This window comes from Microbacterium sp. EST19A (genome assembly GCF_019969685.1).
Taxonomy (GTDB): Bacteria; Actinomycetota; Actinomycetes; order Actinomycetales; family Microbacteriaceae; genus Microbacterium.
This window is the reverse complement of record NZ_JAHXYZ010000001.1, coordinates 1,070,882-1,088,150: the sequence shown is the minus strand read 5'-3', so window position 1 is coordinate 1,088,150 and position 17,269 is coordinate 1,070,882. Positions and strand designations below refer to the sequence as shown.

The 17,269-nt window shown below is 68.9% G+C and carries 21 protein-coding genes; 13 read left to right on the top strand and 8 right to left on the bottom strand.

The window, feature by feature from the left end; genetic code table 11:
- Window positions 1–16 precede the first annotated feature (16 nt).
- Window positions 17–856 carry a sulfurtransferase gene (locus tag LC452_RS05385; protein WP_223622999.1) on the top strand — a complete coding sequence of 280 codons (840 nt, stop codon included), beginning with the start codon at window positions 17–19 and terminating at the stop codon, window positions 854–856.
- Here the strand turns inward: LC452_RS05385 and LC452_RS05380 are convergent.
- A complete protein-coding gene (locus LC452_RS05380) occupies window positions 844–1,776 on the bottom strand; it encodes a hypothetical protein (RefSeq protein WP_223622998.1) in 933 nt (310 codons plus the stop codon). The genes LC452_RS05385 and LC452_RS05380 overlap by 13 nt on opposite strands.
- 305 nt (window positions 1,777–2,081) lie before the next feature.
- Here LC452_RS05380 and LC452_RS05375 point away from each other — a divergent pair, with 305 nt between their 5' ends.
- From LC452_RS05375 to LC452_RS05365, 3 genes are read left to right on the top strand one after another with little or no spacing between them, the layout of a single operon-like run.
- Window positions 2,082–2,765, top strand: coding sequence for an acyl-CoA synthetase (locus tag LC452_RS05375; protein ID WP_223622997.1), 684 nt, complete (start codon window positions 2,082–2,084; stop codon window positions 2,763–2,765).
- Window positions 2,762–3,115, top strand: coding sequence for a hypothetical protein (locus LC452_RS05370; protein ID WP_223622996.1), 354 nt, complete (start codon window positions 2,762–2,764; stop codon window positions 3,113–3,115). Before LC452_RS05375 ends, LC452_RS05370 begins: the two co-directional genes overlap by 4 nt.
- A gap of 49 nt (window positions 3,116–3,164) precedes the next feature.
- Window positions 3,165–4,616 (top strand): MFS transporter, encoded by a 1,452-nt coding sequence (locus LC452_RS05365; protein WP_223622995.1) that lies wholly within the window; start codon window positions 3,165–3,167, stop codon window positions 4,614–4,616.
- A 3-nt stretch (window positions 4,617–4,619) separates the two neighbouring features.
- On the opposite strand, the gene LC452_RS22040 is transcribed toward LC452_RS05365, so the two are convergent.
- From LC452_RS22040 to LC452_RS05350, 3 genes are read right to left on the bottom strand one after another with little or no spacing between them, the layout of a single operon-like run.
- Window positions 4,620–4,904, bottom strand: coding sequence for a DivIVA domain-containing protein (locus tag LC452_RS22040; protein ID WP_223622994.1), 285 nt, complete (start codon window positions 4,902–4,904; stop codon window positions 4,620–4,622).
- Window positions 4,901–6,283, bottom strand: coding sequence for an adenylosuccinate lyase (purB, locus tag LC452_RS05355; RefSeq protein WP_223624697.1), 1,383 nt, complete (start codon window positions 6,281–6,283; stop codon window positions 4,901–4,903). Before purB ends, LC452_RS22040 begins: the two co-directional genes overlap by 4 nt.
- Entirely contained in the window at window positions 6,280–6,819 is a 540-nt protein-coding gene (locus tag LC452_RS05350; RefSeq protein ID WP_223622993.1) for a low molecular weight protein-tyrosine-phosphatase, read from the bottom strand. Before LC452_RS05350 ends, purB begins: the two co-directional genes overlap by 4 nt.
- Window positions 6,820–6,963: 144 nt before the next feature.
- Here LC452_RS05350 and LC452_RS05345 point away from each other — a divergent pair, with 144 nt between their 5' ends.
- Genes LC452_RS05345 through LC452_RS05330 form a run of 4 tightly spaced genes read left to right on the top strand, consistent with a single transcriptional unit; the run spans window position 6,964 to window position 9,183 of the window.
- Complete coding sequence (locus LC452_RS05345; RefSeq protein WP_223622992.1) at window positions 6,964–7,227, top strand: hypothetical protein; 264 nt, start codon at window positions 6,964–6,966, stop codon at window positions 7,225–7,227.
- A complete protein-coding gene (locus LC452_RS05340; RefSeq protein ID WP_223622991.1) occupies window positions 7,224–8,522 on the top strand; it encodes a hypothetical protein in 1,299 nt (432 codons plus the stop codon). The genes LC452_RS05345 and LC452_RS05340 overlap by 4 nt, the downstream gene beginning before the upstream one ends.
- Window positions 8,523–8,563: 41 nt before the next feature.
- Window positions 8,564–8,782, top strand: a complete 219-nt coding sequence (locus tag LC452_RS05335; RefSeq protein ID WP_223622990.1) for a type II toxin-antitoxin system VapB family antitoxin — start codon at window positions 8,564–8,566, stop codon at window positions 8,780–8,782.
- The gene (locus tag LC452_RS05330) at window positions 8,779–9,183 is read left to right on the top strand and encodes a PIN domain nuclease (protein WP_223622989.1); all 405 of its coding nucleotides are present in this window, start codon (window positions 8,779–8,781) and stop codon (window positions 9,181–9,183) included. The genes LC452_RS05335 and LC452_RS05330 overlap by 4 nt, the downstream gene beginning before the upstream one ends.
- Window positions 9,184–9,199: 16 nt before the next feature.
- Here LC452_RS05330 and LC452_RS05325 read toward each other — a convergent pair whose 3' ends face one another.
- The 3 genes from LC452_RS05325 to LC452_RS05315 are packed head-to-tail and all read right to left on the bottom strand — an operon-like array spanning window position 9,200 to window position 10,230.
- Complete coding sequence (locus LC452_RS05325; protein ID WP_223622988.1) at window positions 9,200–9,607, bottom strand: phage holin family protein; 408 nt, start codon at window positions 9,605–9,607, stop codon at window positions 9,200–9,202.
- A 47-nt stretch (window positions 9,608–9,654) separates the two neighbouring features.
- Complete coding sequence (locus LC452_RS05320; RefSeq protein ID WP_223622987.1) at window positions 9,655–10,020, bottom strand: type II toxin-antitoxin system death-on-curing family toxin; 366 nt, start codon at window positions 10,018–10,020, stop codon at window positions 9,655–9,657.
- Between the two features lie 3 nt (window positions 10,021–10,023).
- Window positions 10,024–10,230, bottom strand: a complete 207-nt coding sequence (locus LC452_RS05315; protein ID WP_223622986.1) for a ribbon-helix-helix protein, CopG family — start codon at window positions 10,228–10,230, stop codon at window positions 10,024–10,026.
- 49 nt (window positions 10,231–10,279) lie between these two features.
- Here LC452_RS05315 and LC452_RS05310 point away from each other — a divergent pair, with 49 nt between their 5' ends.
- From LC452_RS05310 to LC452_RS05295, 4 genes are all read left to right on the top strand, one after another.
- Window positions 10,280–11,347, top strand: coding sequence for a histidinol-phosphate transaminase (locus tag LC452_RS05310; RefSeq protein ID WP_223622985.1), 1,068 nt, complete (start codon window positions 10,280–10,282; stop codon window positions 11,345–11,347).
- A gap of 106 nt (window positions 11,348–11,453) precedes the next feature.
- On the top strand, window positions 11,454–12,581 hold the full coding sequence (locus LC452_RS05305; RefSeq protein ID WP_223622984.1) for a thiamine pyrophosphate-dependent dehydrogenase E1 component subunit alpha: 1,128 nt from the start codon (window positions 11,454–11,456) through the stop codon (window positions 12,579–12,581).
- Window positions 12,578–13,558: an alpha-ketoacid dehydrogenase subunit beta gene (locus tag LC452_RS05300; protein ID WP_223622983.1), complete on the top strand. Its 981-nt coding sequence runs from the start codon at window positions 12,578–12,580 to the stop codon at window positions 13,556–13,558. Before LC452_RS05305 ends, LC452_RS05300 begins: the two co-directional genes overlap by 4 nt.
- A gap of 33 nt (window positions 13,559–13,591) precedes the next feature.
- Window positions 13,592–14,929, top strand: coding sequence for a dihydrolipoamide acetyltransferase family protein (locus tag LC452_RS05295; protein ID WP_223622982.1), 1,338 nt, complete (start codon window positions 13,592–13,594; stop codon window positions 14,927–14,929).
- Between the two features lie 24 nt (window positions 14,930–14,953).
- Here the strand turns inward: LC452_RS05295 and LC452_RS05290 are convergent, their stop codons facing one another.
- Window positions 14,954–15,700, bottom strand: coding sequence for an SDR family oxidoreductase (locus LC452_RS05290; protein WP_223622981.1), 747 nt, complete (start codon window positions 15,698–15,700; stop codon window positions 14,954–14,956).
- 144 nt (window positions 15,701–15,844) lie between these two features.
- Here LC452_RS05290 and LC452_RS05285 point away from each other — a divergent pair, with 144 nt between their 5' ends.
- Window positions 15,845–17,209: a cytosine permease gene (locus tag LC452_RS05285; RefSeq protein ID WP_223624695.1), complete on the top strand. Its 1,365-nt coding sequence runs from the start codon at window positions 15,845–15,847 to the stop codon at window positions 17,207–17,209.
- The last annotated feature ends 60 nt before the right edge of the window (window positions 17,210–17,269 follow it).

Below are 17,269 nucleotides of genomic sequence, written 5' to 3'. Positions count from 1 at the left end.
TCGCTAGCCTCGGAGGATGAGCAGTTTCGTGAGCGTGAACGAGTTGAAGGACCTCCTCGCCCAGGGCGCACCGGTCCGGGTGATCGACGTGCGGTGGCGGCTCGACCGTCCGGAGGCCGGACACGACGACTACCTGACCGGGCACATCCCCGGCGCGGTGTTCGCGTCGCTCGACACCGAGCTCTCCACGCACGGAGAGCCCTCCGAGGGGCGGCACCCGCTGCCGTCGACCGAGACCCTGCAGACGGCCGCACGCCGCTGGGGCGTCCGCACCGGAGACATCGTGGTCGCCTACGACGACGCCAAGAGCACCGCCGCATCGCGTGCCTGGTGGCTCCTCCGTCAGGCCGGCGTCGACGTGCGGGTGCTCGACGGCGGGCTGCGCGCCTGGAAGGCCGCCGGCCTCGACGTCGCGACCGACGAGGTGTCACCCGAGACCGGCGACGTCGTGCTCGACGACATCGGACGCGACGCACTCTCCATCGACGAAGCGGCCGCGTTCCCGGCATCCGGCGTCCTGCTCGATGTGCGGGCCCCGGAGCGCTACCGCGGCGAGACCGAGCCGCTCGATCCCGCCGCCGGCCACATCCCCGGCGCCCGCAACCTTCCGACGATGCTGCATCTCGACGCCGAGGGGCGACTGCTCGATCCGGAGACCGTCCGCGCGAACTTCGCCGCTGTCGGCGTGACCCCGGGGGCCTCCGTCGCCGCGTACTGCGGATCCGGAGTCACCGCGGCGCACACGGCCCTGATCCTCAGCGAGGTCGGCATCGACGCGAAGGTGTTCCCCGGGTCGTGGAGCCAGTGGTCGAACACGCCGGGGCGCCCGGTCGCGACGGGTGATCAGCCGGGCTGATCGCCCACGGGCTCGCGGGGACCGTATCCCCACAGCAGCTCGACGGCACCCGGACCGAACGCCCGATGCACCAGATGCACGGACCCGCCGCCGCCGGGCGACACCGGGGTGACCGTGACGCCCGATGGGGTCGACACCCGCTCCTCGCACCAGTCCGGCAGGGCATCCGGATGGAATCGCACCCAGACCAGGAGTTCCCGGCACTGGCGCGCGACGGCATGGCCGGTCTCCCGCGTCGCCGGGTAATCGGGCGGGTAGGCGACCGACCATTCGACCATCGTCGTGTCGGGAGCGGTCAGCGGGGCGTCGAGCTCGAACAGCACGCCGTGGACCTCGCCGGCGCCGTGCGAGTACGTACCGGCGATCCGCCCGCCGGACACCGCGCGGAAGATCGGCGCGGGCGTGGGGAGCCCGGGGGTCAGCTCGAGGAACGGCGTCGCGGTCATCGTGCCGGACGTCGCCTGCAGGACGCTCCGGGTGCTGCAGAACGACACGTTGCCCTGAGCGTCGACATCCGTCACGGAGTGGGTGGTCACCTCGCGCGACGTATCGGGATAGGCGGCGCCGAGCGCGGCGTAGGCATCCTTGACGGCCTTCTCGATGTCCTGCTGGTCGATCGGGAACTGGGTCGGCCCGAGCGGTCCGGTGCGTTTCGTGGACGGCAGCTGACGGCTGAGGTCTCCTTCGTCGAGCCCCAGCAGCTCCTCGATGTCGGCCAGTGCCGCGAGCGACTGCACGCCCTCCGGGCGGCGGGCGCCGGAGCGCCAGTAGCTGAGCGTGGCGATCGAGACGCGGTTCCCGCGGTGCTTGAGCTGCTTCTGGAGCCACGAGAGCGTGACGTCCTTCGCGTTGATCGCATCGCGAAGAGCACCGGCGAACGCGTCCGAGGAAAGCCCTCGATCGTCATATTCGAAACTCATCACACGCCCCCTCCGGTATGTGAAAGTGAAAACCCTAGAGTGAGCATACGACCGCACACGCACACCTCAGGGGACCGGGTGGGCGAGTGAGGTCGCTCGGCTGTGTCGTCGAAGGGCAGGGTGCCCGACCTTGCGCACGACCAGTCCGACGCAGTGACGCCCCCTTGCTGCGTTCGTCGTGAAGCCCGGTGATCGATCTGGGGAGATCCACCGGGCTTCACGAACACCCTCCCGTGCCCTCCGACGCGACCGCTCCGCGCCCCCGCGTAGACTGGGAGGAACACCCCGGAGGACCCTGGATCTTCATGTCTGCCCCTGCCCGCGCATTCACCGTGCGACACGTGCAACTGCTGCGCGCGCTCTTCGCAGCCATCGCCGCGGTGATGATCACGTTCTCCTCCGACCACTCGGCTCCGGTCGGCCTCTCGGTCTTCAGCGGATTCGTCCTCGTCACCGCCCTGGTCCAGTTTCTCGCGGCCTGGCTGGTGGTGCCGAAGGGCTCCCGCTGGTCGTACGTGCTCCTCGGCGCGCTCGGCGTCGTCGCCGGCATGACGAGCGGCGTCCCGGCCTGGCGCACGGATGACCTCTTCTTCGTCGTCGTCTCGGTCTGGGCGATCCTCAGCGGCGGCATCGAACTCCTGGCCGGCTTCCGTGCGCGCCGCACCGCCGACCCGCTCGCGCGGGATGCGATCACGGTCGGCGCCTTCGGCATCCTCCTGGGCATCGTCCTGCTGCTGATCCCGGCCGGATTCCTCCAGGAGTACACGATCGACGAGGCCGGCACGTTCCTGCTCTCCGGCATCATCCTCGGTGTGGGCATGTTCGGCGGCTACGCCGCCATCGTCGCGGTCTTCCTCGGCATCGCCGGCCTCACGCCGAAGCGGAGGGATGCCGCAGGCGACCTGCCGGTGGTCGACGCGGTCGACGGCCCCGCGGCATCCGTCACCGACCAGAGCGCCACGCCGGCCGAGCGCGGAGGAGACCGATGAGCGACGAGAAGCCCACCCGCCGGGACATCCTGCGGCCCCTGCATCTGCTCGGGATCGCCCTGGCCTGCGGCGTCTTCGCCATGATCGTCACTCTGGTCTCGACCGGCGCCTTCACCGCACGCGTGAACGCGGCGATCGCGAACGGCAACTACGACGGCCTCACCCCGGTGGCGCTCGGTCTCGTCGTCGGCGGTGCCGCCTTCATCGCGACGCTGCTGATCCTCGCGATGCTGATCCTCGCGGTCGATCCGGCCGACGTCACCAAGACGATCGACCGTCCGGTTCTGTACGACCCGGAGTCCGGTGACGATGCGGGTTCCGAGAAGCCCGGCCCCGCATCCTCGTCCTGACGATCGCGCGATCCGGAATAGTCGCGCGTGAGAAGGGCTTGTGCCTAGAGTGACTGCCTCCGTCGACCGCGCCTCCATCGGACTGCGCTCGGCACGCGGGCCGATCCTCGGTGCGCTCATGCTCGCCACCGGCCTCATCGCCATCGACGCGACGATCCTCGCGACGGCGGTGCCCAGCATCGTGCGCGAGCTCGGCAGCTATCAGCAGTTCCCGTGGCTGTTCTCGGTGTACCTGCTGGCGCAGGCCGTGAGCGTGCCGATCTATTCGCGGTTCGCCGACACCGTCGGGCGGAAGCCGATCATCCTGCTCGGCATCGCCCTGTTCCTGCTCGGCTCGATCCTCTGCGGTTTCGCCTGGAGCATGCCCGCCCTCATCGCCTTCCGCGTCATCCAGGGTCTCGGCGCCGGCGCGGTCGCGCCGATGGCGATGACCATCGTCGGCGACATCTACACCGTGGCCGAACGCGCCAAGGTGCAGGGCTATGTCGCGAGCGTGTGGGCGGTGTCGTCGGTCGTCGGCCCGGCGCTCGGCGGCGTCTTCGCGCAGCTCGAGGCGTGGCGGTGGATCTTCTGGGTCAACATCCCGCTCTGCCTGATCGCCGGATGGATGCTGCTGCGCAAATACCACGAGAAGAAGCAGACGCAGCGGCACCGCATCGACTACGCCGGAGCGGTGCTGCTCACCGTCGGGCTGACGGGGATCATCCTCGGACTGCTGGAGGGCGGCAACGCCTGGGCGTGGATCTCGGCGCAGAGCGCGCTGTGCTTCGGCGTCGGCGTCCTCGCGCTCGCAGGATTCGTGCTCGTCGAGCGCCGCACGCCGGAGCCGATCGTCGACCTGCGTCTCGCGCGCCGGCGGCTGATCCTCACGACGACGATCGTCTCACTCGGTGTCGGCGCCCTGATGATCGGCGTCACGAGCTTCGCTCCGGCGTACCTCGAAGGGTCCATCGGCATCGCGCCCCTGCTCTCCGGACTGGCGGTCGCGGCACTGACGCTCGGCTGGCCGCTCGCTGCGGCGAACGCGGGCCGGCTCTACCTGCGGATCGGCTTCCGACGCACCACGCTCATCGGGATGAGCATCGCCACGGTGGCCGCGATCGCACTGGCCGTGGTCTCGCCATGGCCGAACCCGTTCGTCATCGCCGGAGTCGCCTTCCTGCTCGGATTCGGACTGGGGTGGAGCGCCGCCCCGACCCTGATCGCGGCGCAGGCCTCGGTCGGATGGGGAGAGCGCGGGGCCGTCACCGGCATGAACGCGTTCGCGCGATCGGCGGGCAGTGCGGTCGGCGTCGCCGTCTTCGGGGCGATCTCCAACTCCGTGATCGCTCAGGGACGCGGACCCGGAGACCCCGACACGATCATCTCGGCATCCGTCTGGGTGTTCGTGGCTGTCGCGGTGACCGCCGTGCTCACGCTCGTCGCCGCCGCCTTCATGCCGAAGGACCCGGCGCCCGAGTACTCCGGCGAGGTCGACGACGTGCACGTCACCGAGAACTGAGTCCTACGCGCCGAGTTCCCGCAGCCGGATCACGACTCGGTCGAGCAGGTCATCGACCGCGTCCGCGTCATAGCCGGGTGCGAACATCGTCGCGACCTCGAACTGACGGACGACGACGTCGTCGCCGCGCAGGGTCGACGGCCTCCCCGCTTCTCGCCCCTTCAGCGCCGCGCGGCATTCGCCGAGGAATCGGTCGACATCGGCGACGTCGAAGCGCGTGCCGATCCGGCGGAGGCGGATTCCCTCCGCTGTCACGTCCTCGACGCGGAGCTGCGGGGTGGAGGTCACTTCGCGAGGCGCTCAGCGATGCCCGTGTAGGTCGCGGGCGTCAGCGCGAGCAGACGCTGCTTCGCGGCATCGCCGATCTCGAGACCCTCGACGAAGGCGGCGAGATCCGCGCCGCCGACGCGGTGACCGCGCGTGAGCTCCTTGAGCAGGGCGTACGGGTCGCTGATGGTCGACCGACCGGCGACGACCTCTGCCCGGATGACGGTCTGGATAGCCTCGGCGAGGACCTCCCAGTTCACGTCCAGATCGGCGAGCAGCACATCGCGCGACAGCGAGATCGCGTTCAGACCGCGACGCAGGTTGTCGAGCGCGAGCTGCGAGTGCCCGAAGGCGACACCGATGTTGCGCTGCGTGGTCGAGTCGGTCAGGTCGCGCTGCAGTCGGCTGGTGACCAGGGTCTGGCCGAGCGAGGCGAACAGGGCACCCGAGATCTCGAGGTTCGCCTCGGCGTTCTCGAACCGGATCGGGTTGATCTTGTGCGGCATCGTCGACGAGCCGGTGGCCCCGGCGACCGGGATCTGCGCGAAGTAGCCCAGCGAGATGTAGGTCCAGATGTCGGTGGCGAGGTTGTGCAGGATGCCGCCGGCGTGACGCACCCGGTCGTAGAGCTCGACCTGCCAGTCGTGCGACTCGATCTGCGTGGTGAGCACGTTGAAGCCGAGCCCGAGGCCCTCGATGTACTCGCGGGCGATGGTCGGCCAGTCGGCGTCGGGGTCGGCGGCGAGGTGCGCCGACCAGGTGCCGGTCGCGCCGGAGAATTTGGCGAGGTAGTCGGATGCCGCGATCTGGCCGCGCACGCGCTCGAGACGCCAGGCGAAGACGGCGATCTCCTTGCCCATGGTCGACGGGGTCGCGGGCTGTCCGTGCGTGCGGGAGAGCATCGCGGCGTCTGCGTGCTCGACGGCGAGTTCGCGGAGCTTCGCGATCACACCGTCCAGCGCAGGCAGCCAGACCTGCTCCACCGCGCGCTTGACGGTGAGCGCGTACGACGCGGAGTTGATGTCCTCGCTGGTGCACGCGAAATGCGTGAGTTCGGCGATGGCATCGAGACCCAGCGTCGAGAGGCGGTCGCGCACGAGGTACTCGATGGCCTTGACGTCGTGCTGAGTGACGGCTTCCTTCTCGGCCAGCCAGTCGATCTCGGCCTGCCCGAAGTCGCGGTACAGGGCGCGCAGGCGCTCCTTGTCGGCATCCGACAGCGGGGACGTCTCGAACAGCGAGCGGTCGGTGAGGGCGATCAGCCACTCCACCTCGACCTCGACTCGCGCGCGATTCAGGCCGGCCTCGGAGAGGAAGTCGGCGAGTCCGGTCACGGCGCCGCGGTAACGGCCGTCGAGCGGGCTCAGGGGCTGCGGCGGAAGCGAAGGCTGGAAAGTCAGGGGATTCCTCCTGATGAGGCCCCGGAAGTCCGGGGCGTGCGGGGGAGACGAAGAGCGGGCTCGAGCTGGCGGAACAGGCCCCGCGTCGCCGCCTCAATCATACCGAGCACCGAATCGAACATTTCGGCGCCGGCGTAGTACGGATCGGGCACGTCGTGGGTCGACGCGTTCGGGTCGAAGGCGAGAAGGAGCGTGACCTTGCCCTCTTCGTCCTCGTCGCGTGCCCATTCGCGGAGGATCCGCTCATGGGTGCGGTCGAGCGCGACCACGAGATCGTTGTCGGCGAAGGATGCCGCGGTGAACTGCCGCGCACGATGCTGCGATCCGTCGTAGCCGTGCCGCTCGAGGGAGTCGATCGTGCGGTGGTCGGCGCGCTCGCCGAGGTGCCAGTCGCCGGTCCCGGCGCTCCGCGAGATGATGCGGGACCCCAGGCCCTGGCGCTCGGCGAGGTCACGGAAGACGACCTCTGCCATGGGAGAGCGGCAGATGTTCCCCGTGCAGACGAAGATCACGCGGAAGGCCACCGGGGATGTCACCCGTCTATTCTGCCGGTCGGCGGCGGTCCTGCACAGCGGGCCCGGCGTTCCACGATCCCTGCACAGCGCGGGTGAGCGGTTTTCTGTCCACCGGACGGATGAATCCGGCCCGGCGGAGCGTCTCGGAGCACGGATGCTGGACCCATGCACCCCCTGATGAACATCGAGACCGGCACTGTCGACGATGCCTGGGCGCGGCTGGCCGCCCTCCGAGAACTCCGAGCGGCGATGGGCGCCCTCGAGGACGCGGGCGCGTCGCTGGTGGGTCTCGTCGACGACACGACCTGGCGATCCGACGGCGTCCGCGCCTTGCACGAGCTCCTCGAGGAGATGCAGCGCCTCGCGAGCGGCCACCTGTTCACCCTTCGCGCGAAGACGTGGGAGCTGGAAGGAGTGGCCGCAGGATGAGCGGGGAACTCGAGATCGATCACGGCGGCGCGATCGCCGTCGACACGGAGCAGATGCGGGCCGTCGGCGCTCGGGTGGCGGCGCTCGCCGTCCCGTTCGAAGAGGCTCGCGCCGCGATCCGCAGAGCGCTGGATGTGATCGTCTGCACGCTCTCACTCGCCGACGAGGTCGGAACCGATGTGCTGCGTACGTCCGCTGCGAAGATCGACGGGATGCGGGCCGACGCCGAGGATGCGGGCGTGAAGACGCTGCTCATGGCCGACGCCTTCGAGGTGGTCGAACTCCGCGCCGAGGCGGAGGCGCTCGCGGTCACGGGCGCGGCGGGAGCGCCCGAACTGCTCGCGCGCATCGATCGGATGCTGGCCGCCGACGCGCGTCTCCAGCCGATGGTCGATGAGCTGATGGCGCAGTGGAGGGCGGAGCGGTTCGAGGGGCTGGCGACGCAGTGGAACTGGAACGGCCGGTTGCCGCCGATATTCATGCTCGGTGCCATGGTCGGGATCGCGTCGCGCGTCGGGGTGGTGCAACCGGGAACCAGGCTGACGGGTACCTCCGAGGCCATCGCCCTCAAGACGGTTCGGTCGACGACGCCCGCTACCGGTCCGACGACCCTCCGTGGATCGATGCAACGGATGCCGCAAGACCCGAGCGCGCAGGTGGCGGTCGAGAAGCTCACGTTCGCGGACGGTTCCACGAAGTTCATGGTCTATCTCAAGGGGACGCAGACCTTCGCGCCACAGGACATGGGCGGTCCGGAACCGTGGGACATGAAGTCCAACATCGAGCTCTACTCGAGCGAGAGGTCGGCGTCGTATCAAGCGGTTCTCGATGCTCTGGCGGCGGCCGGTGCTGATTCCGGCGACGCGATCGGCGTGGTCGCGCACTCGCAGTCGGGCATGATCGCGGCGCACCTGGCCGTGGAGAGCGCGTTCGACGTCGAGTTCGTCGCGACGGCCGGGAGCCCGAAGATGCCGATGCTGGGCGACGACACGCTCCTCGTGCAGCTGGCACACACCGATGATGTGGTCTGGAGCCTGTCGGGCGGGGGATCACCGGCGAGCAGCGGCTCGCCGGACAGCTTCGTCGCGACCCGCGTCGGCGATCCGGATGCGCGGATCCAGGACATGGGGCTCGCGCCGCACCGGTGGGAGCCGTATCTCGAGACCGCGTCGATGGTCGACGAATCCGACGATCCGCGCGCCGTCGCGCTCGGCGCCTATCTCGGGACGCTCGGCGAGGCGGTCGCAGTCGAGCGCACGGAGTACCACGCGGAGCGGGCGGACCGCTTCCGGTGATGGCTGAGAGCAGTGGTGTATTGCAGGTGTATCATCGGTGTATGGCGCGCACGAACATCGACATCGACGAGGAGCTGGTCCGTGAGGTCATGCGTCGACATGACCTGCGCACCAAGAAGGACGCGGTCGACCTCGCACTTCGACGCCTCGTCGGCGTGCCCCTGACGAAGGAGTTCCTGCTCGGTCTCCGCGGCACGGGATGGAGCGGTGACCTCGACGCGATCCGGGACGACGCACCTTCGTCGTGGGGCGCGGAGTGATCCTCGTCGACTCCTCTGTCTGGATCTCCTACCTGCGCGACGACGGCACACCGGTCGTCGACACGCTGGATGCGCTCCTGTCTGCGGGAGCGGAGGTGGCGACGACGGAACCCATCCTCATGGAACTGCTCGCCGGAGCTCGGAAGGCGCAGGAGCTCACCCGGGTGGAAGCTCTGGCGAACGGCCTTCCGACGGTCCCCGTCGAACCCGTCACCGACTTCCGGAACGCGGCAGCGCTCTACCGCGCCTCAGCGATGAACGGGCACCCGATCCGGAGCATGACGGACTGCCTCATCGCCGCCATCGCGCTTCGCCGCGACGTGCCGCTGCTGCAGCGCGACCGGGACTTCACCTACCTGGCCGAGATCAGCCCGCTGCGGTTGCACCCGCTCGAGGAGTGAGCCGGCGTCGTCCCGGTCAGTCGCGGCGGCGCTGCTTCTTGCTCTGCGGGCGCAGGATGAAGCCGAAGATGCCGTTGATCACCGAGATGATCAGCGCCGCCAGCACACCCCACCAGAAGTCGCCGACGGTCAGGCCCCAGCCGAAGCCGCTCGTGATCCACGCGGTGAGCCAGAGCAGGAAGCCGTTGATGATCAGACCGATGAGGCCGAGCGTGAGGATGTAGAGCGGGAATGCGACGATCTTCACGACCGTGCCGATGATGGTGTTCACGATCGCGAAGATCGCGGCGACCGCGAGCAGCGTCAGCACCAGCTGGAGGGTCTCGCCGGGCGGGAACGCGGTGATCACGACCTGCAGGGCAGGGATCAGCGTGACGACCCAGAGGGCGAAGGCGTTGACGACGACGCGGATGATGAAGCGCATAGTGCGTCCAGTGTCGCACGGACGCCTCCGCTTGTCAGGGAGCAGCCTCAGCGGATGTGCGCCGCGATGACCTGAGCGATCTCCTTCAACTCGAGCCTGCTCTGGGCGACGTCGAGGACGAAATCGAACGCTTCATCGTTCGTGAACGTCACCTCGAAACCGTTGAGCTCGATGAAGATGAAGGTGAGGTACAGAGAGATCCGCTTGTTGCCGTCGAAGAGCGCGTCATTCTGCGCCACGGAACTGATGAGGGCTGCAGCCTTCTCCTCGAAGCCCGGGTACGCATCTACGCCGAACATCCCTGCCGACGGTCGGGCGAGCGCGGAGAAGAGCAGCCCCTCGTCACGCACCTGCAACCCGAGCTTCGCGATCAGCGCCAGAGCCTGCTCAGGCTCGATGTACTCGATCGGCATGCGTCAGGCGTCTTCGAGTCGCTTCAGCGTCTCGGCGTAGCGCTCGGTGACACCGGCTGCGGTCGAGAGCACGCGATCGGTCTTCATCTCGCTGTTCACGAATCGCTGCGCCGCCTCGATGATCACCGCGTGCTTCGACGTGTGCCGAGCGCGAGCGATCGCCTCGAGCTGAGCGTCGAGTTCTTCCGGGAGTCGCACCGTCATTGCCATACCAGAATGGTACCACTCGCGTCCCCCGCCACGATCGTAGACTCAACTCGTGACCGAGCCCATCCTGCCCCGCATCCGCCCCGCCATCGCCGCTCTCGCGCCGTACCGCCAGGGAAAGCAAGCGGGACCCGATGCCTTCAAGCTGTCGAGCAACGAGAATCCGTTCGATCCGCTGCCCTCGGTCGCCGAGGCTCTCCAGCACACCACCCCGATCAACCGCTACCCGGATGCGACGGCCGGCCGCTTGCGCGCGCGGCTCGGGGAGCGCTACGGGGTCGACGCCGACCAGGTGCACGTCGCCGCGGGCAGCGTCTCGATCCTGCACCAGCTGATCCTCGCGACGGCGTCCGTCGGCGATGAGGTGATCTACGCCTGGCGTTCCTTCGAGGCGTACCCGAGCCTTCCGCTCGTCGCGGGAGCCACGGGAGTGCAGGTCCCCCTCACCGCCGAGTCGCGTCACGACCTCGAGGCGATGGCGGATGCCGTCACCGAGCGCACCCGCGCGATCATCCTCTGCACGCCGAACAACCCGACCGGTCCGATCATCACGAGCGACGAGTTCGCGACCTTCGTCGCGCGGGTGCCCGGCGACGTCCTGATCATCCTCGACGAGGCGTACGCCGAGTTCGTCACGGCACCCGACGCCGTGAACGGGCTCACCGGGCGTCTCCACGAGAAGCATCCGAACGTCGTCGTGCTGCGCACCTTCTCGAAGGCGTACGGCCTGGCGGGGCTCCGCGTCGGCTACGCGATCGGAAACGTCGCCGTCCTCAACGCGGCCCGCGCCACCGGCATCCCTCTCTCCGTCACGTCGGCCGCCGAGAACGCCGCGATCGCGAGCCTCGACGCCGAGCCCGAGCTCCTCGAACGCGTCGCGGTCATCGTCGAGCGTCGCACCCGTCTCGTGGAGGGTCTTCGCGCCCAGGGCTGGGATGTCCCCGACTCGCAGGCGAACTTCGTCTGGCTGCCGACGGCGGAGCGGACCGACGAGATCGCCGCGGCCTTCGGCGAGAACGACCTCGTCGTGCGGGCATTCCCCGGTGACGGCATCCGCATCTCCGTCGGCGAAGAGGGCTCGATCGACCGCGTCCTCGAGGTCGCGGCCGGGGTCCGCTGAGTCCTCACTCTGCGCGTCTGAGGCCGGATTCCTCCGGATTCCCGGCAGATACAAGGGCCTCCTAGGTATGCGTGACCGGGCATGCGGGCACGGGTAGCGTGTGAGCGTGACCTCGTCAGAGACTGAACTCGTCCGCGTCCTGGATCAGGACGGCCGCTATGCGCCGAGCCCCGCTGCCGAGCAGTATCTGCCGCTGATCGAGGCGATCGGCGATGCAGAGCTCGAGCAGTTCTACCGCGACATGTCGATCATCCGCGCCATCGACACCCAGGCGACGAACCTGCAGCGTCAGGGTCAGCTCGCGCTGTGGCCGCCGAGCCGCGGACAGGAGGCGGCGCAGGTCGGCTCCGCCCGGGCGACGCGCGCACAGGACACGATCTTCCCGTCGTACCGCGAGCACGCCGTCACGCGGATCCGCGGCGTCGACCCGCTCGACATCATCAAGCTCATGCGCGGCGTCTCGCACGGCGGCTGGGATCCGACGGATCCGAAGAACGGCAACACGCGCCTCTACACGCTGGTGCTCGGATCGCAGGCCCTGCACGCCACCGGGTACGCCATGGGCCTCTCGTTCGACGGGCGCACCGGCACCGGCGATCCCGAGCGCGACGAGGCGGTCATCGTCTACTACGGCGACGGAGCCTCCAGCCAGGGCGACGTGCACGAGGCTATGGTCTTCGCGGCGAGCTACCAGGCGCCGTCGGTCTTCTTCCTGCAGAACAACCACTGGGCGATCTCGGTGCCCGTCACGACGCAGTCGCGCGTGCCGCTGGTCGAGCGCAGCGCGGGCTACGGCATCCCCAGTGTCCGCGTCGACGGCAACGACGTGCTCGCGAGCTACGCCGTCTCGCGCGTCGCGCTCGACGAGGCGCGCAGCGGCCAGGGGCCGCGAGCGATCGAGGCCGTCACCTACCGGCTCGGTGCCCACACCACGAGCGACGACCCGACGAAGTACCGGCACACCGACGAAGAGGACATCTGGGCGCTCCGCGACCCGATCGTGCGGATGCGCACCTTCCTCGAGGGGCGCGGCGCCGCGGCATCCTTCTTCGACGATGTGGATGCCGAGGGAGCGGATGCCGCCGAGGACCTGCGCGCACGCACCGTCGAGCTCGGCCCGCCGCCGGTGAGTCGGATGTTCGACCACGTCTACAGCGATCCGCATCCGCTGATCGAGGAGCAGAAGGCCTGGCAGGCGAAGTACGAGGCATCGTTCGAAGGAGGGCAGGCATGACTCTCGAGACGATGCCGCTGAGCAAGGCGATGAACGCCGGCCTGCGCAAGGCGATGGAGAACGACCCGAAGGTGATCCTCATGGGGGAGGACATCGGCAAGCTCGGCGGTGTCTTCCGCGTGACCGAGCACCTGCAGCGCGACTTCGGCGACAAGCGGGTGCTCGACACCCCGCTCGCCGAGTCGGGCATCGTGGGCACCGCGATCGGACTCGCGATGACCGGGTTCCGGCCCGTCATCGAGATCCAGTTCGACGGGTTCGTGTTCCCCGCGTTCGATCAGATCACGACGCAGCTCGCGAAGCTCACCAACCGGCACGAGGGCAGGATCTCGCTGCCGATCGTGATCCGCATCCCCTACGGCGGGCACATAGGGGCGGTCGAGCACCACCAGGAGAGCCCCGAGGCGTACTTCACCCACACTCCCGGTCTGCGGGTGGTGTCGCCGTCGACGCCGAACGACGCCTACTGGATGATCCAGGAGGCGATCGCCTCGAACGACCCCGTGATCTTCATGGAGCCCAAGAGCCGCTACTGGCCCAAGGGCGAGGTCGAGCTCGACGCGTCGGCCGCTCCGCTGCACGCCTCGCGGGTCGTCCGCACCGGCACCGACGTGACGCTCGTCGGCCACGGCGCGATGGTCACGACGCTGCTGCAGGCCGCGGCGCTCGCCGAAGCCGAGGGCACCAGCTGCGAGGTCGTCGATGTGCGCTCGCTCTCGCCGGTCGATTACGCCCCGATCCTCGACTCGGTGCGCAAGACCGGGCACATGGTCTACGCGCAGGAGGCGCAGGGCTTCACGAGCCTCGGCAGCGAGATCGCCGCGACGGTCATGGAGCGGGCGTTCTACGCACTGGAAGCTCCGGTGCTGCGCGTCTCCGGGTACGACACCCCGTTCCCGCCCGCGAAGCTCGAGGGCGTGTATCTTCCGGATGCGGACCGCATCCTCGAAGCCGTCGATCGCTCCCTGTCTTACTGACACCGCCTACTGACGCCGTTCCGAAAGGCCCTCATGAGCACGCAGAACTTCAACCTCCCCGATGTCGGCGAAGGCCTGACCGAGGCCGAGGTCGTGGCCTGGAAGGTGGCGCCCGGCGACACCGTGGCGATCAACGACGTGATCTGCGAGATCGAGACCGCGAAGTCGCTCGTCGAACTGCCCTCGCCGCACGCCGGCGTGGTGGATGAGCTGCTCGTCGCCGAGGGTACGACCGTCGAGGTCGGCACGCCGATCATCAGCTTCGTCACCGCTGCGGCGGCCGCTCCGGTGGTCGCGGTGGCTCCGGCTCCGGAAGAGGGCGGCGGCTCCGTGCTCGTCGGCTACGGCACCGGCGGTGGTGCGACCTCACGTCGTAAGCGCCCCGCCGAGCGTGCCGTGCGCTCTTCGGTCGGCGTCATCGCGAAGCCGCCGATCCGCAAGCTCGCCCGCGACCTCGGCGTCGACCTCACCGCGGTGGCGGCGACCGGCGCCGACGGCGAGGTCACCCGCGATGACGTCGTCAAGCACGCCTCGCAGACGAGCGTGTTCCGCAACATCGAGACCCCTGAGTGGGGCGAGGTGCGCGAGGAGACGGTTCCCGCGCCGCAGAGCGCTCCGGTCGGTCTGGCTCGCGGGCTCGCTCCCGCCACGGCCGGCACGAGCGACGACGGACGCACCGAGTCGATCCCGGTCAAGGGCGTGCGCAAGGCCACCTCGTCGGCCATGGTGCAGAGCGCGTACTCGGCCCCGCACGTGACGGTGTGGAAGGAGATCGACGCGAGCCGCACCATGGAGCTCGTGAAGCGCCTCAAGGCGTCGCCCGACTACGCCGATATCCGCGTCTCACCGCTGCTGATCATGGCGCGCGCGGTCATCTGGGCGGCCCGCCGCACCCCGATGGTGAACGCCGCCTGGATCGAGACGGATGCCGGCGCCGAGATCTCCGTGCGCCACTACGTGAACCTCGGCATCGCCGCCGCCACCCCGCGCGGCCTGCTCGTGCCGAACATCAAGGATGCGCAGGACCTCGGCATGAAGGACCTCGCTCGCGCGCTCAACCGCCTCACGCTCACGGCTCGCGAGGGCAAGACCTCTCCGGCCGACCAGCAGGGCGGCACGATCACGATCACCAACATCGGCGTGTTCGGGATGGATGCCGGCACCCCGATCATCAACCCCGGCGAGGCCGGGATAGTGGCCATGGGCACGATCAGCCAGAAGCCGTGGGTCGTCGACGGGGAGGTGCGTCCCCGCTGGGTGACGACGGTCGCCGGATCGTTCGACCACCGCGTGATCGACGGCGACGGCATGAGCCGGTTCATCGCCGACGTGGCATCGGTGTTGGAGGAGCCGGCGCTGCTCGTCGACTGACCGCGTCTCTCTGCCGCCCAGTCCTCAGCGCAGCGAGTACCCTCCGTCGACGTACAGCGTCGAACCGGTCGTGTAGCCGTTGACGAGCAGGTGGATGACGGCATCCGCCACCTCGCCCTCGGTGCCGGGGCGACCGAGCAGGGTGTCGGCGCTGAACTGCGCGAAGGCGGCCGCGCGGGCCGCCTCGTCGCGGTTCGCCCAGAGGTTGCCGTCGATCGTCCCGGGCGACACCGCGTTGACGCGCACCGGTGCGAGCTCCACGGCCAGGCCGCGCGCGAGCCCTTCGATCGCGGCGTTCGCAGCGACGTACGCGGGCGCGGCCGCGGGCGGGCGCACGCTCGCCGCCCCCGACATCAGCACGATCGATGCATCGGGGGAGAGACGGTCGAGAGCGGCGCGCACGACCCGGTACTGGCCCCAGAACTTCGACTCGAAGGGGGATGCCGCGGCCTGAGGGTCGAGGGCGCGCATCGACCCGACCACGTAGTCGGCGGCCGTGGTGAAGATGCCGTCGACGGTCGGGATGTCAGCGAAGAAGCGGGTGATCGACTCCTCGTCGGACGTGTCGACGGTGTTCCCGCGGGCCCGCGGTCCGAGTTCGGCGACCGCGGCCTCGAGCCGGCTCGGCGTGCGGCCGCCCAAGACGACCGATGCGCCGAGGGCGATCGCTCGTCGCGCGACCTCGAGGCCGATGCCGGAGCCGCCCCCGATGAGCACGATCGTCCGATCGTGGAGGCGGGTGTCGATCGATTCCGTGGTGTGCGCTGACATGGTTCCATTGTGCGACGCCGCGGAAGACGGCCGGATATGCGGTGTGCACATCTCTCACGAGAATCAGTGCACTCTGCATGTTCCTGTGTGCTGACTGCGCGGATACCGTGGCCGGAACCCGTCCACATGACTCTGGAGAACACCATGGCCACCACGGCACACGCCGACGATTTCGCCCTCAGTCGCGTCCGTCCGGAGGCGCGAAAGCCCTGGTTCGGTATCGCGGTACAGCGATTCGGTCAGGTTTCCGCACTCTCGCAGTTCCTGCTGGGCGCCACGCTCGGCTACAGCATGACATTCGGGGAAGCCTTCCTCGCGCTCCTCCTCGGCTCGATCATCCTCGAGGTGATCATGTGCATCGTCGGCATCATCGGCCAGAAAGAGGGTCTCAACACGGCCCTCCTGGCCCGATGGACCGGCTTCGGGGAGGTCGGCGCCTCGCTCGTCGGACTCGCCATCGGCATCAGCCTGATCGGATGGTTCGGCATCCAGAGCGCGATCTCCGCCGAGTCGCTCGACGCTCTGCTGCCCGGCGTCATGCCGATCTGGGCGTGGAGCCTGCTCTTCGGCCTCGCAGTCACCGCGATCGTCGCCTTCGGCTTCAAGGGCATGCAGTGGCTGGCGAACATCACGGTGCCGCTCTTCCTCATCCTCGTCGGGTGGTCGATCATCAGCGAGCTGGTCGATCACGACCTGGGCGAGCTGGTCACCGGACCCGCTCCCGGTCCCACGATGAGCGTGTGGGCGGGCACCGGCATCGTCGCCGGCGGACTCATCGTCGGCGCGATCATCACGGCCGACATGACGCGCTTCAACCGGTCGCGTGCCGACGTGATCAAGCAGACCGTGGTCGGCGTCTCGCTCGGCGAGTTCGTGATCGGCCTCGCCGGAGTGCTCCTGGCGCACGCCGCGGCCTCGGGCAACATCGTCGCGATCGTCACCTCGTCGATCGGCTTCGTGGGCCTGATCATCGTGATCACGGGCACCCTGAAGATCAACGACTGGAACCTGTACTCGTCGACGCTCGGCCTGGTCAACTTCATCTCCACGGCGTTCAGCAAGAACCTCCACCGCGTCACGACGACGATCGTCCTCGGCGTCGTCGGCTCGATCCTCGCCGCCGTCGGCATCCTCGGTCAGTTCTCCGGCTTCCTCATCATCCTCGGCGTGGCCTTCCCTCCGATCGCCGGCATCATGGTCGCCGAGTACTTCATCGTGCGGCGCTGGCGGCCGGAACTCGATGCGAGCCGGGAGACGGGTCGCCTCCCGGAGACGGCACCGCGCATCGTCCCGGCGACACTCGTGATCTGGCTGGTGTCGGCCCTCGCCGGTTACGTCATCACGTGGGGCATCCCTCCCGTGCTGTCGCTGATCCTCTCGATGGTCCTGTACGTCATCGCGGGCAAGCTCGGCTGGGTGCGCGGCATCGGCACCGCGCGTACGGCGCAGCCGGAACTCGAGACGGATGCCGCGGCCGACGCGGTGCCCGGTCTCGGCGCCACCCACTGACTCCCGCAACAGGACTCCCGCAACACCAGCAGCAGAAGCAACAGAAAGAGAACCACCCAC